General features: G+C 60.6%; 10 protein-coding genes. All 10 read right to left on the reverse strand.

The features are described 5' to 3' along the window. Positions 1-29: 29 nt before the first annotated feature. Positions 30-1,862: a translational GTPase TypA gene (gene typA, locus O3298_RS25875; protein ID WP_076569139.1), complete on the reverse strand. Its 1,833-nt coding sequence runs from the start codon at positions 1,860-1,862 to the stop codon at positions 30-32. A gap of 207 nt (positions 1,863-2,069) precedes the next feature. Next, entirely contained in the window at positions 2,070-3,005 is a 936-nt protein-coding gene (gene truB / locus O3298_RS25880) for a tRNA pseudouridine(55) synthase TruB (protein ID WP_305060889.1), read from the reverse strand. A gap of 2 nt (positions 3,006-3,007) precedes the next feature. Continuing rightward, entirely contained in the window at positions 3,008-3,424 is a 417-nt protein-coding gene (rbfA, locus tag O3298_RS25885; RefSeq protein ID WP_099665290.1) for a 30S ribosome-binding factor RbfA, read from the reverse strand. Between the two features lie 114 nt (positions 3,425-3,538). Continuing rightward, positions 3,539-6,397, reverse strand: a complete 2,859-nt coding sequence (infB, locus tag O3298_RS25890; RefSeq protein ID WP_099665291.1) for a translation initiation factor IF-2 — start codon at positions 6,395-6,397, stop codon at positions 3,539-3,541. Positions 6,398-6,443: 46 nt separating this feature from the next. After that, complete coding sequence (gene nusA / locus O3298_RS25895; protein WP_077400312.1) at positions 6,444-8,009, reverse strand: transcription termination factor NusA; 1,566 nt, start codon at positions 8,007-8,009, stop codon at positions 6,444-6,446. Next, the gene (gene rimP, locus O3298_RS25900; RefSeq protein ID WP_035828693.1) at positions 8,006-8,494 is read right to left on the reverse strand and encodes a ribosome maturation factor RimP; all 489 of its coding nucleotides are present in this window, start codon (positions 8,492-8,494) and stop codon (positions 8,006-8,008) included. The genes nusA and rimP overlap by 4 nt, the downstream gene beginning before the upstream one ends. Before the next feature lie 344 nt (positions 8,495-8,838). Then, positions 8,839-10,908 carry a 23S rRNA pseudouridine(2605) synthase RluB gene (gene rluB, locus O3298_RS25905; protein ID WP_305060890.1) on the reverse strand — a complete coding sequence of 690 codons (2,070 nt, stop codon included), beginning with the start codon at positions 10,906-10,908 and terminating at the stop codon, positions 8,839-8,841. Next, a complete protein-coding gene (scpB, locus tag O3298_RS25910; RefSeq protein WP_077400306.1) occupies positions 10,901-11,695 on the reverse strand; it encodes an SMC-Scp complex subunit ScpB in 795 nt (264 codons plus the stop codon). Before scpB ends, rluB begins: the two co-directional genes overlap by 8 nt. Positions 11,696-11,899: 204 nt before the next feature. Beyond that, positions 11,900-12,097 carry a hypothetical protein gene (locus tag O3298_RS25915; RefSeq protein WP_305060891.1) on the reverse strand — a complete coding sequence of 66 codons (198 nt, stop codon included), beginning with the start codon at positions 12,095-12,097 and terminating at the stop codon, positions 11,900-11,902. Then, positions 12,094-13,113 carry a glucokinase gene (locus O3298_RS25920; RefSeq protein ID WP_077400303.1) on the reverse strand — a complete coding sequence of 340 codons (1,020 nt, stop codon included), beginning with the start codon at positions 13,111-13,113 and terminating at the stop codon, positions 12,094-12,096. Before O3298_RS25920 ends, O3298_RS25915 begins: the two co-directional genes overlap by 4 nt. Positions 13,114-13,410 lie beyond the last annotated feature (297 nt).

The raw sequence follows: 13,410 nt of genomic DNA on the forward strand, positions 1-13,410 counted from the left end.
ATGGCCCGCAGGCCATGCTCTACAACAGATTACGAATCACGCGACGCTTTTTTACGCTCGTGCTCTTTCAGGAAGCGCTTGCGCAGACGGATCGATTTAGGGGTGATTTCCACCAGTTCGTCGTCCTCGATGAATTCGACTGCGTATTCCAGCGACATCTGAATTGGCGGTACCAGGCGCACCGCTTCGTCGGTACCCGACGAACGCACGTTGGTCAGCTGCTTGCCCTTGATCGGGTTGACGACCAGATCGTTGTCGCGCGAGTGGATACCGATGACCATGCCTTCGTAGACCGGGTCATTGTGCGACACGAACATGCGGCCGCGGTCTTGCAGTTTCCAGATGGCGTAGGCAACAGCGGCGCCGTCGTCTTGCGAGATCAGCACGCCGTTGCGACGGCCAGCCATTTCGCCACGGGTGTTGTCGACTGGTGCGTATTCATGGAATACGTGGCTCATCAGGCCGGTGCCGCGGGTCAGGGTCATGAATTCGCCCTGGAAGCCGATCAGGCCACGTGCCGGGATCAGGTACTCGAGACGCACGCGGCCCTTGCCATCCGATTCCATGTTTTGCAGGTCGCCACGACGACGGCCCAGTTCTTCCATGACGCCGCCCTGGTTGGCTTCTTCCACGTCGACCGACAGGTTTTCAAACGGCTCGTGGCGCACGCCATCGACCATTTTGAAGACCACGCGTGGACGCGAAACGGCCAGCTCGAAGCCTTCGCGACGCATGTTTTCGATCAAAATCGTCAGGTGCAGCTCGCCGCGGCCCGATACTTCGAAGATCGTGTCGTCGTCGGTTGGTGCCACGCGCAGAGCAACGTTGGCTTTCAATTCTTTTTCCAGACGGTCACGCAGTTGACGCGAGGTAACGAACTTGCCTTCGCGGCCAGCCAGTGGCGAGTTGTTGACCATGAAGTTCATGGTCAGGGTCGGCTCGTCGACGGTCAGCATAGGCAGCGCTTCTGGCGTGTCCACTGCGCACAGGGTCGAACCGATGCCGATTTCGTCGATACCGTTGATCAGGCAGATGTCGCCGGCGACGGCTTCGTCCACCAGCACGCGCTCCAGGCCCTTGAAGTTCAGCACCTGGTTGATGCGGCCCTTGATCGGGGTCGCGCCTGGGCCATTGATGACCAACACGTCTTGACCGACCTTGACGGTACCGCGGTTGACGCGGCCAATGCCGATCTTGCCGACGTACGACGAGTAGTCCAGCGAGGTGATCTGCATTTGCAGCGGGCCTTCCGGATTGTCGTCACGTACTGGAACGTGTTCCAGGATGGCGTCGAACATCGGCTTCATGTCGCCGCCGCGCACGTCTTCGGTCAGGCCGGCATAGCCGTTCAAGCCCGAAGCGTAAACGATAGGGAAGTCCAGTTGTTCGTCGGTAGCGCCCAGCTTGTCGAACAGTTCGAACGTCTGGTTGATGGCCCAGTCCGGACGTGCGCCTGGACGGTCGATCTTGTTGACGATAACGATAGGCTTCAGACCCAGTGCCAGCGCCTTGCGCGTGACGAAACGGGTTTGCGGCATCGGGCCTTCTTGTGCATCGATCAGCAGCAGAACCGAGTCCACCATCGACAGAACACGTTCCACTTCGCCGCCGAAGTCGGCGTGGCCTGGGGTGTCGACGATGTTGATGTGGGTGCCTTCGTACTCAACGGCGCAGTTCTTCGACAGAATCGTAATGCCGCGCTCCTTTTCCAGGTCGTTCGAGTCCATGACTCGGGTGTCGACCGCTTGGTTTTCACGGAAGGTGCCGGACTGGCGCAGCAGCTGATCCACCAGCGTGGTTTTGCCGTGGTCAACGTGGGCGATAATGGCGATATTACGAATTGCGCGTTTTGTATTTGACATGGTCGTAGTAGTTACTGAAAAACTGCGGAGTGCGTACAAGATGTACGAGATACCCGAATGCTAATCTATTTCCGGAACCGCGTAGTATAGCATGTTGCGTTGCAACGCTATCTAAAAATGCTGGCGGCTCCCGCAGTCGGGGACGGTTTGTTTAAAAAAGCGACACTGTTTAACGAGTGTCGCTGGGTAATATGACGTTGCTGTGACTTATTGATGCGCCGTGGCAATGAGACGCTCCGGGGCCAGGATGCTGTATTCCTGCAACTGGCCCGTGCCCAGCAGCTTGCTGTCGTGATACACGCGCACCCTGCCCGGCTCGGCCGGCACGGTGACGTCTTCCTTGCCCAGCGCGATGCGCTGACCGTGCAGGAAACGCTTGGCCAATTCTTCCGTCAGCTGGACGGCGGGGAAACTCGACAATAATGCATCGACGGGCGCCAACAAGCTCAACGGCGCAGCGTGCGCCGTCAATTCATCGAGCGTGACGACGCCGTCAAGGGTCAGGTTGCCCACCTGCGTGCGGCGCAAGGCGTTCAAATGGCCGCCGCAACCCAAGGCATGGCCGATGTCTTCGCCCAGCACGCGGATATACGTGCCCTTGCTGCACATCACGGACAATTTCAGGAACGGGGCTTCGTAGCCGAGGAACTCGAGCTTGTGGATGGTCACCGGGCGCGCTTCGCGCTCCAGGGTGATGCCTGCCCTTGCATACTCATATAAGGGCTTGCCGTCTCTTTTCAAGGCCGAGTACATGGGCGGCGTCTGCAGGATAGGCCCGCGGAACTGCGCCAGCACGGCTTCGATCTGCTCTTCGGTGACGTTGACGTCGCGCGTTTCCAGCACTTCGCCCTCGGTATCGCCCGTATCCGTCGTCTGCCCAAGGTGCACCAGGGTTTCGTAGGTTTTATCGGCTTCCAGCAAGTCCTGCGAGAACTTCGTCGCCTCGCCAAAGCACAGCGGCAGCAAGCCCGTGGCGAACGGATCCAGCGTGCCCGTATGGCCCGCCTTCTTCGCGTTCAAGACGCGCTTGGCCTTGATCAGGGCATCGTTGCTGGACCAGCCGACAGGCTTATCCAACAGCAAGACGCCATCGACCAGGTCGCGCACCCGCTTGATGCCCGGTGGTTTCTTCGGACCCGCCACTGTTATTGCTCGTCCGTCTCGGGTTTCGCGTCCGGCTCGGCGTCAGCCGCGCGCGTGGCGTTGGCCTTGTCGATCAGCAAGGACATTTCCATGCCGCGCGAGGTCGAGCTGTCGTGCACGAAATGCAACATCGGCAAGGTGTGGATGTGCAGGCGCTTGCCCAGCAAGCCACGGATGAAGCCGGCCGCGGCCATCAAGCCTTCGGTGGTGTTCTTGATGGCTTCCTTGCTGTCTTTCAACATCGTGAAAAACACCTTGGCGTGCGCGTAATCGGGCGTGATCTGCACTTCGGTGATGGTGATCATCGTGCCGACGCGCGGGTCCTTCAATTCGTAGGCGACGATTTCTGCCAGATCGCGCTGGATCTGGTCGGCCACGCGCAAGCCGCGCGCTGGCATGGTTTTGCTATGTTTAGCCATGATTTTATGCTGTCCTAAGTGCCGCAGGGCGCATGGGTCAAACGGTTGCCCGTTGACCAATGCGCCCCACGTGTTTGCGCGGACAAAGATATGTCCGCGCCATTACTGCTGTGATTACAGGGTACGAGCGATTTCCTGGACTTCGAACACTTCCAGCGTGTCGCCAACCTGAATGTCGTTGTAGTTCTTCAGCGACAGGCCGCACTCCAGACCGGCGCGAACTTCTTTCGCATCGTCCTTGAAGCGTTTCAGGGAGTCGATCTCGCCGCTCCACACCACGATGTTGTTGCGCAACAGGCGGACGGAAGAAGCACGCTTGACCACACCATCGGTGACCAGGCAACCGGCAATCGCGCCCACTTTCGAGACCAGGATAACCTGGCGGATCTCGACCTGGCCGATGACCGTTTCGCGTTTCTCTGGTGCCAACATGCCCGACAACGCCGATTTGATCTCGTCGATCGCATCGTAAATGATGTTGTAGTAGCGAATGTCCACGCCATTCGACTCGGCCAGCTTGCGTGCCTGGGCATCAGCACGGGCGTTGAAGCCGATGATGACCGCTTTCGAGGCGACTGCCAGGTTGACGTCCGATTCCGTGATGCCGCCGACGGCAGCATGGACCACTTGTACGCGCACTTCGGAGGTCGACAGTTTCTGCAGCGAACCAACCAGCGCTTCTTGCGAACCTTGCACGTCGGTTTTGATGATCAGTGGCAAGTTTTTCACTTCGCCTTCGGCCATCTGGTCGAACATGTTTTCAAGTTTCGCAGCTTGCTGTTTCGCCAGTTTCACGTCGCGGAACTTACCTTGACGGAACAGACCGATTTCACGCGCCTTGCGCTCGTCAGCCATGACGACGACTTCTTCACCGGCAACCGGCACTTCCGTCAGGCCCTGGATTTCGACCGGAATCGAAGGACCCGCTTCAGCGATGGCTTTGCCGTTCTCGTCCAGCATGGCGCGAACACGGCCATACGAAGAGCCAGCCAGGATCACGTCGCCGCGGCGCAAGGTACCGGACTGCACCAGGATCGTCGCGACAGGACCACGGCCCTTGTCCAGACGCGCCTCGACTACCAGGCCGCGCGCAGGCGCTTCGACCGGTGCCGTCAGTTCCAACACTTCGGCTTGCAACAGCACTTGTTCCAGCAGGTCGTCGATACCTTGACCCGTTTTTGCCGACACCGGCACGAATGGCGATTCGCCACCGTATTCTTCCGGCACGACTTGTTCGGCGACCAGTTCCTGCGTCACGCGGTCAACGTTACCGCCTGGTTTGTCGACCTTGTTGATCGCCACCACCAGCGGTACGCCGGCTGCTTTCGCATGGGCAATCGCTTCTTTCGTTTGCGGCATCACGCCATCGTCGGCGGCAACCACCAGAATGACGATGTCGGTTGCCTTGGCGCCACGGGCACGCATCGCGGTAAACGCTTCGTGACCCGGGGTGTCGAGGAAGGTGATCATGCCGCGTGGCGTATCGACGTGGTAAGCGCCGATATGCTGCGTAATGCCACCCGCTTCGCCGGAAGCAACCTTGGCGCGACGAATATAGTCCAGCAGCGAGGTCTTGCCGTGGTCGACGTGACCCATGACGGTGACCACCGGTGCGCGTGGCTTGGTTTCGAAGTGCGCGTGTTCGCCCACATCGGCCAGCAGCGCTTCCGGATCGTCCAGTTCGGCGGCGAACGCCTTGTGGCCCATTTCTTCCACCAGAATCATGGCGGTTTCCTGGTCCAGCACCTGGTTGATCGTGCACATCTGGCCCAATTTCATCAAATGCTTGATGACTTCGGATGCCTTGACGGACATTTTGTGCGCCAGTTCGGCCACGGTGATCGTTTCCGGTACGTGCACGTCCTTGACGACGGCTTCCGTAGGGGCCTGGAAGTTCGATTCACGGTCGTCATGGTGCGTCGGGCGACGGCCCTTCGCGCCACCGCGCCAGCTGTCACGGCCGCCTGGGCCGCTGTTGCCGCGTGGCTTGGGACCACCGGTGGTGCCGCGTTTTTTCGCGTCATCGGACCAGGTGGACGACACATTCGCCGACTTGATGGATTTCTTGTCTGCAACAGCAGGCTTCTTGTCGCCCGGCTTGTCGCCAGGTTTTTTGTCCGCAGGCTTGTGCAGCGTGCCTTCCGGCGCCTTCGGCTTGACCGGTACCGGCGCAGGCTCGGGAGCCTTGATGGCGCGGCGTGGCGCGTTCATCATGGCCTTGATCTGGGCGACTTCGTCGGCCACGGCCTTGCGTGCACGCTCGGTGGCTTCCGCTTTGTCAGCGGCTTCCTTGGCGGCAACAGCAGCGGCGGCGGCTTTCTTCTTCGCTTCTTCAGCGGCAGCAGCTTTTTTCGCTTCGGCGGCGGCGTCGTCAACGACAGGCGCGGCGGCGCTGGCGGCAGGAGCGGCGGCAGCCTTGGCGGCCGCTTTCTTCGCTTCCGCTTCAGCTTCTTTCTTCGCAGCCAATTCAGCCTGTTGCGTGGCTTTCGCCTGGGCTTCTTTTTCCGCGTCGAGCTTGGCCAGACGTTCTTGCTTTTCGCGCAGATCGGCTTCCTGGCGGGCGATCAGTTCAGCCTGTTTACGGGCTTCTTCTTCACGGCGCGCCACGTCGGCGGGATCGATTACCGGTGCGGCAGGCGCGACCGGTTCTGCTGCGACCGGCGCAGCTTCGTCACGCTGGACGAAAGTGCGTTTCTTGCGCACTTCCACCTGGATGGTGCGCGATTTGCCGGTGGCGTCAGCTTGCTTGATTTCAGTCGTTTCCTTGCGGGTCACGGTGATTTTCTTCTTTTCTGTGTCAGCCGCTGCGCCGTGTGTGCGGCGCAGATGATCCAAAAGCTTGTCCTTATCATCTTTCGACAATGGATCTGACGTCGAACTTTTCTCGACGCCGGCAGAACGCAGCTGCGTCAGCAGCAAATCTGCAGGCATCTTCAGTTCGGTGGCAAATTGGGCTACGTTGTTACTCGCCATTCAGTCCTCTTTTCTATGTGTCGCGGAGATGATAAAGATACTCAAATTAAGCCTTTGCGGATTCGGCCAGACTCCATGCCTTGGCTTGCAACGCCTTGGCACGATCGTCGTATTTCGAGTCAACCAACTTCATCTCATCGTCGGTCACATCTTTAAATTCACTTGTAATCAGTTCACGCGCACGGTCCGCAGACAAGGCCAGGATTGCGCCAAATTCGTCGTATGCCAGTGCTGCAAATGCTTCAACGGTCTTGATACCAGCCAGACCCAGCTTGCCGGCGGTAATGCGGTCCATGCCTTCCAGACCGACCAACGCCTCGTCCATGCCTTCCAGACCCTCTTCCGAAGCAATCGCTTCGGTCACGAGCGCATCACGCGCACGGGTACGGAGTTCATTGACGGTATCTTCGTCAAACGATTCGATTTCCAGCATTTCGGAAATTGGCACGTAAGCGATTTCTTCCAGACTGGCGAAACCTTCTTCCACCAGAATATCGGCCACTTCCTGGTCGACATCGAGCTTTTCCATGAACAGGATGCGCACGGCAGCCGTTTCCTGGGCAGCTTTGTCAGCCGATTCTTCGGCCGTCATGATGTTGATCTTCCAGCCGGTCAGGTCCGAGGCCAGGCGCACGTTCTGGCCGGAACGGCCGATCGCGATTGCCAGGTTTTCTTCGTCCACGACGACATCCATCGCGTGTTTTTCTTCATCGACCATGATCGACGACACGTTCGCCGGCGCCAGGGCGCCGATGACGAACTGCGCCGGATCTTCCGACCACAGCACGATGTCGACACGTTCGCCGCCGAGTTCGCCGGTCACAGCCTGCACGCGCGAACCGCGCATGCCGACGCAAGTACCGATCGGGTCGATGCGCTTGTCGGCCGTGTAGACGGCGATCTTGGCGCGGACGCCGGCATCGCGGGCTGCGGATTTGATTTCCAGCATGCCTTGCTCGATTTCCGGCACTTCCAGTTCAAACAGCTTCATGATGAAGTCTGGCGCGGTACGCGACAAAATCACTTGCGGGCCGCGCATATTGCGGTCGATGCGCAAGATGAAAGCACGCACGCGGTCGCCGATACGCAGATTCTCTTTCGGGATCATCTGGTCGCGTGGCAGACGCGCTTCGATCTTGCCCGATTCGACGATGGCGTCGCCGCGTTCCATGCGCTTGATGGTGCCGGTGACGAGCGAGTCGCCGCGTTCCAGGAAGTCGACCAGGATCTGTTCGCGCTCGGCGTCACGCACGCGCTGCAGGACGACCTGTTTGGTATCCTGGGCGAAACGGCGGCCGAATTCGACGGATTCGATCGGTTCTTCGATGTGATCATCGACTTCGATATCCGGAATCTGTTCTTTTGCCTCGAAATGCAGAATCTCCTGATCCGGCAATTGCAGGCCCGCTTCATCGGGCACCACGTGCCAGCGGCGGAACGATTCGAATTCGCCCGTTTCGCGGTCGATCGAAACGCGGATGTCTACCTCACCCTCATACCGTTTCTTCGTGGCTTGCGCCAACGCGAATTCGAGGGCGCCGAAGACGACATCTTTATCGACGTTTTTTTCGCGCGCCAGCGCGTCAACCAATAATAAAACTTCGCGGCTCATGCTTTGCGTCCCTTAAAAACCACCTGCGGCACCAAGCGTGCCTTATCCACATCCGCGAGCGTAAACTCCAACATCGCCGGACCATCCTTACCTTCAAATTCCAACGACAATTTATCGCCCACGGGTTCTTGCAAGATCCCCTGGAACGATTTCCGGTTGTTCGTACCCGGCATCGCCACCATCAGCTTGACGATGATTTCCTGACCTGCGAAACGGACAAAGTCTTCCAGCTTGCGCACCGGACGATCCAGACCCGGGGAAGAAATCTCGAGGCGTTCGTAAGGAACGTTCTCTACCGTCAACACATGCGATAACTGGTGACTCACCGTGGCACAGTCTTCGACCGTGATCGGACCTTTTTCAGCGGCATCGGCGGCGCTGAAATCAATAAAGACGCGCAGCAGTCCGCGCTCGGCACGTTCGACATCAACGAGCTCATAGCCCAGACCTGTAACTGTCTTTTCAATTAATCCCAACTGCTGCAAGAAATTCTCCAGAAATAAGGCCCGTTTTCGGCATGACAGCGCCACATCGGGCGCCTACAACATGCAAAAACACGCATTCAAGTCATATATGGCCCCTTGCGGAGCCATTACAAACGGTTCAACAAAAAAAAAATGGGCATCTGCCCATCTTCTTGTATTTCCCCAACCAGATGAAAGCACTCCCCACCAAACAACCCTGCGGAGAACTTTTATTAGGCTGCAGATTATAACCTCTTATTAACTTCGCCGCAATGCCGCACACGCGGAGCGGCCCGGCTTACAACAGTTACAAGAGCGCGCACCCGCGGCAGATCGGCGGGCGCGCAAGAAGAAACTCTTCCCGATTAACCTTTGCTGCGGCGGCGCGGCATGCCATCCATGCCGCCACGATCCATGCCGCCACGCGGCTGGCCACCGGAACGTTGCCCACCAGCACCACCGCCACCCGTATTGCGGCGCGGACCCGTGTTGGCGAAACCGAAGGCCGTTTGCAGCGGATCGGGCTGGCGCGGACCGCGCTGCGGCGCGCGGCCTTCGCCACCCGGACGGCCTTGACCCTGGCCTGCCGCACGCGGCGGACGACCCTGGCCTTGCGGCGCGCCTTCGAACGATGCCGACGAGCGGGGCTGACCACCCTGGAACGGACCTTGCGGCTGGCCACGGCCAGGACCACGCGCGTCGCCTGGACGGCCGGCGCCGCCTGGGCGACCCTGGCCTTGCGGACGGGCAAACTGGCCTTGCGGCTGGCCACGGCGCGGCACGACCGGGAAAGGATCGGCGTTGCGGTTGCTCACATCGATGCGGTTGCCATTCGGCTCGTCATCGCGGCTGACCTTGCGCGCTTCGCGGCCCTTGGCGGCGCCAGCGGCACGGGGGTCGCCCGATGCCGGCATTTTCTTTTCGATGCCGTAGGCCGTCAGCAGGTCGCGCACGGTGTTTTCATCCATCTCTTCCCAGCGGCCGCGTTTCAGGCCGCTCGGCAGGGTCATGGCGCCGTAGCGGGTACGGATCAGGCGCGAAACGGTCAGGCCGATGGCTTCGAACATGCGGCGCACTTCGCGGTTACGGCCTTCGCCGATCACCACGCGGTACCACTTGTTGATGCCCTCGCCGCCGCCATCGGCGATCTTCGAGAACTGCGCCAGGCCGTCTTCCAGCTCGACGCCGGCCAGCAGCTTCTGGCGCATGCCCTCTTCCAGCTCGCCCAGGGTACGCACGGCGTACTCGCGGTCGATGCCGTAGCGCGGGTGCATCAGGCGGTTTGCCAGGTCACCGGAAGTGGTAAACAGCAGCAAGCCTTCCGTGTTGAAGTCGAGGCGGCCAACGGCCAGCCACTTGCCGGCTTTCATGGTCGGCAAGCGGTCGAATACGGATGGACGGCCGTCCGGGTCATTATGGCTGACGATTTCGCCGGCCGGCTTGTGGTAGACCAATACGCGTGGCGGCTTCTTGCTGACGCGGCGCTGGATCAACTTGCCATTGATGCGCACGTGATCGCTCGGCAGGATGCGCTGGCCGATGTGGGCTGGCTCGCCATTGACGGACACGCGGCCCGAAATGATCAGGTCTTCCATGTCGCGGCGCGAACCGAGACCGGCTTCGGCCAGCACCTTGTGCAGCTTCGGCGCATCGTCGTCGGACGTCAGGTCGCGGCGCACGACGGCTTTCTGTACGCGGCCCGTGCCGCCTTCTTCGCTGTCGAACGCGTCGGAGGTGACGAACGAGAAGACAGCATCAGCGTCGCTGAGCTTGCCCGGCGCAGCCTGGCGGCCCTTGCCCTTCTTGCGGCTCTTGCCGGCATTCTTGCCGGCGCCCGGCACGTCGTTGCGCGGACCGCGCGGCAGGCGCGGGCCGGAGACGAGGTTGCCTTCGGCATCGAACACATCGGCGACAGGCGCGGCAGCTTGCTCGGCGGCAGGGGCGGCCTCGGCTGCCTGCGGCGCTTCGGCGCGCGGCGGCTGGCGCAGGGCGCGCTCCGCCTGCACGCCACGCATCTGGCGCGGACCGCGCGTCGGACGCGCTTCGGCCGGCTTGTCGGCGACGGCTTCCGGCGCCGTTTCAGCGACGGCGGCAGCGGCCTTGGCGGCGGCGCGGGCGCGCGGCGGACGCGGTGCCGGAGCGGCAACCGCCTCGGCAGCCGCTTCGGCGGCGTCGGCCACGGCCTTCAGGGCTGGCTTGGCGCGGGTTTTCTTGGCGGCCGGCGCCGCTTCAGTCTCAGCAGCGGCGACGACGACGGGCGCATCGGCAGCCACGTCGGCTTTCGTGCGGCGCTTCGGCTTGGCAGCGGCGGTGTCGCCTGCAGCGGCGGCAGCGGCCGTATCGGCTTCGATCTGGGCCTTGGTGCGGCGCTTGGGCTTGGCAACGATGGCTTCGTCGCTGGCGGTTACTGTCTCGGGTGTGTTCGGATTATTCATTCTTCGTTTCTTGGCTGTGCTGACCTGGCGCAGCGTCAACCGTTAGTTCTGGCGCAGGGTCGTGAGTGTAGGCTTCGTCCGTGGGCGAAGCATCGGGGCCGGCATCAAGGCTTGCTGTCACATCTACATCTGTCACAGCCGTATTGCTACCTGCACCAAGCTGGGGGACAAGCTCATTGCTTGCCTTGTCAAAATTCTCTTGCAGGGCCGCTTCCAGGGCTTCCAGCCCATTGCCCTGCATTTCACTGATTTGCTGCAACGGCGGCAGCTGGGACAGCGAATGCAAACCCAGGTCATCCAAAAACTGCTTGGTGGTGGCCAGCAAGGCCGGCCGTCCCACCACGTCGCGGTAACCGATGGCATCGACCCAGCCACGGTCTTCCAGCATCTTGATCGTCTGCGAATTGACGGCAACGCCGCGAATCTCCTCGATATCGCCGCGCGTCACCGGCTGGCGATAGGCGATGATGGCCAGGGTTTCCAGGGTCGCCCGCGAATACTTGGGCGGCCGCTCGGGCGTCAGGCGGTCGAGATACATCTTCATTTCCGGGCGGCTTTGAAAGCGCCAACCCGAAGCGAGACTGACGATCTCGATGCCGCGCCCTTCCCACTCATCGCGCAACTCTTCCAGCAATTGCTTGATCGTGTCGGCACCGACGCCGACGCCACGCACGCGACCATTCTCGTCCGCATCGACGAACAGCTTCTTCAAGCTGTGGATCGTCAGCGATTCACGAGCGCACAGCAACGCGGTTTCGAGGACTTTTTTAGCCTCAATTGTATTCATAGCAATTCTGTGCGGATGTGTGTTGCAATTCGTATGCAGAGAAAGAAATCAAAAACGTTCATTTCAACGTAACAGAGGGCAGACATCGATGATGACGCCGTGCTGGGTTACTAGTTGAGGCTGTTTTTCCGACGCCTTGGCCGATGCGCGCAAAGCGGGACTAAAGCGGATGCAGTGAAAGTCCTGCCATCCATGGTGCTGGCCTTAAATAACCAGCAATGAAACGAACTCCGGAGCAGCTGCTTTTCCCGTGGCGACGATGCAGCCAGACGGGAAAGCGACAGTCGTCGTTTCATCCAACGATGCCAATTGTACCTGATAAAAAGCGGAAAAGCGCAAAACCGGGTAAAACACGCGTTTTACCCGGCTCTGGCGCGACATCCCGCCCGCTGCCAACATCACAGGGAGGCGAGTTTCTCCGAGAGAATGGCCGATGCGCCCAGGAAAGCTGGGTACTGCGCCGTGATGACGAAGGTCGGCACTTGCGAGACATAATTGGCGAAGCGGCCCTTGCGCTCGAAGCGGGCGCGGAAGCCGGAGCGGTCGAAACGCGCGCCCAGGCGCGGCACGATGCCGCCGCCGATATAGATGCCGCCCAGCGCACCCAGGGTGACGGCGACGTTGCCCGCCACGGTGCCCAGCATGCAGCAGAACGCTTCGATGACGTCGTCGCACAGCTGGGATTCGCCAGCCAGCGCGCGGCGCGTGATTTCCGCCGCCGGCAAGTCTTCCGCCGGCACGCCCGCGCGGTCGGCCAGGGCGCGGTAGATCAATTCCAGGCCATCGCCGGAAATCAGGCGCTCGGCCGAGACATGCTCGTATTCGCGCCAGGCGAATTGCAGAATGCTCACTTCCGTTTCATTGAACGGCGCGAAGCTGACGTGGCCGCCTTCGCTTTGCAGGGCGATCCAGCCGCCATGCGAAGGAATCAGGCCCGATACGCCCAGGCCCGTGCCGGCGCCGATCAGGCCGATGGCCGTGTTCGGACGGGCCGTGCCCGCGCCCACCTGGTGCTTTTGCTCGTTGGACAACTGCGGCAAGGCGCGCGCCAGGGCCGTGAAATCGTTGACCACGTCCAGGGTCGTGAAACCGCACTCTTCGCGCATGGCGCGGATCGAGAACGACCAGTGGTGGTTCGTCATGCTGAGGAAATCGCCGTCGACCGGATTGGCGATGGCGATCACGGCATGGCGCACGGCTTGCCCGCCGGCCGCGGCAATGTGCGGCAGGGCCAGGTAGGCTTGCAGGGCGGCGGACAGGCTCGGGTAATCGGCACAGGGCAACACTTCCACCAGGGTGATGTGGCCGGCGGCCACTTCCAGGGCGAAACGGGCATTGGTGCCGCCCACGTCGGCCAGCAGGCGCGGTCCATCGGCGAAGGCGGAAGTCGGCAGTACGGGAGAAGACGAAGCGCTCATGATTTTAAATGATGAAGTGGGACGCATGGGACGCCAAGCTTAAAGGATGAATGCGCCCGGAGGCAAGCAAAGTTTGTAGTTTAAGTACATCAAAACAAGCCTTTATTGGTAGTTCCACTCCAAATGCAACAGGCAGCGCCAAAATTGCTTAGAAACAATGATTTATAGTAAGTACTTGCACTCGTCAGGCACGCGAAAAGCATGCTGCACAGCAGCAGGAATCGGCTTGAAAACAGAGTATGCCGGAGTTTGCGCAAAGCCGCTTGGTACGCGACGCCGCTGGTGCGGCGCTACCGT

Source organism: Janthinobacterium sp. SUN137, from assembly GCF_030587265.1.
Classification (GTDB): domain Bacteria; phylum Pseudomonadota; class Gammaproteobacteria; order Burkholderiales; family Burkholderiaceae_D; genus Janthinobacterium; species Janthinobacterium kumbetense.

Bases quoted from the DNA above. Each gene is read 5' to 3' on its own strand.
- O3298_RS25920 (WP_077400303.1), bottom strand. From the start codon at position 13,113: ATGAGCGCTTCGTCTTCTCCCGTACTGCCGACTTCCGCCTTCGCCGAT.
- rbfA (WP_099665290.1), bottom strand. From the start codon at position 3,424: ATGGCTAAACATAGCAAAACCATGCCAGCGCGCGGCTTGCGCGTGGCC.
- typA (WP_076569139.1), bottom strand. From the start codon at position 1,862: ATGTCAAATACAAAACGCGCAATTCGTAATATCGCCATTATCGCCCAC.
- infB (WP_099665291.1), bottom strand. From the start codon at position 6,397: ATGGCGAGTAACAACGTAGCCCAATTTGCCACCGAACTGAAGATGCCT.
- scpB (WP_077400306.1), bottom strand. From the start codon at position 11,695: ATGAATACAATTGAGGCTAAAAAAGTCCTCGAAACCGCGTTGCTGTGC.
- rluB (WP_305060890.1), bottom strand. From the start codon at position 10,908: ATGAATAATCCGAACACACCCGAGACAGTAACCGCCAGCGACGAAGCC.
- nusA (WP_077400312.1), bottom strand. From the start codon at position 8,009: ATGAGCCGCGAAGTTTTATTATTGGTTGACGCGCTGGCGCGCGAAAAA.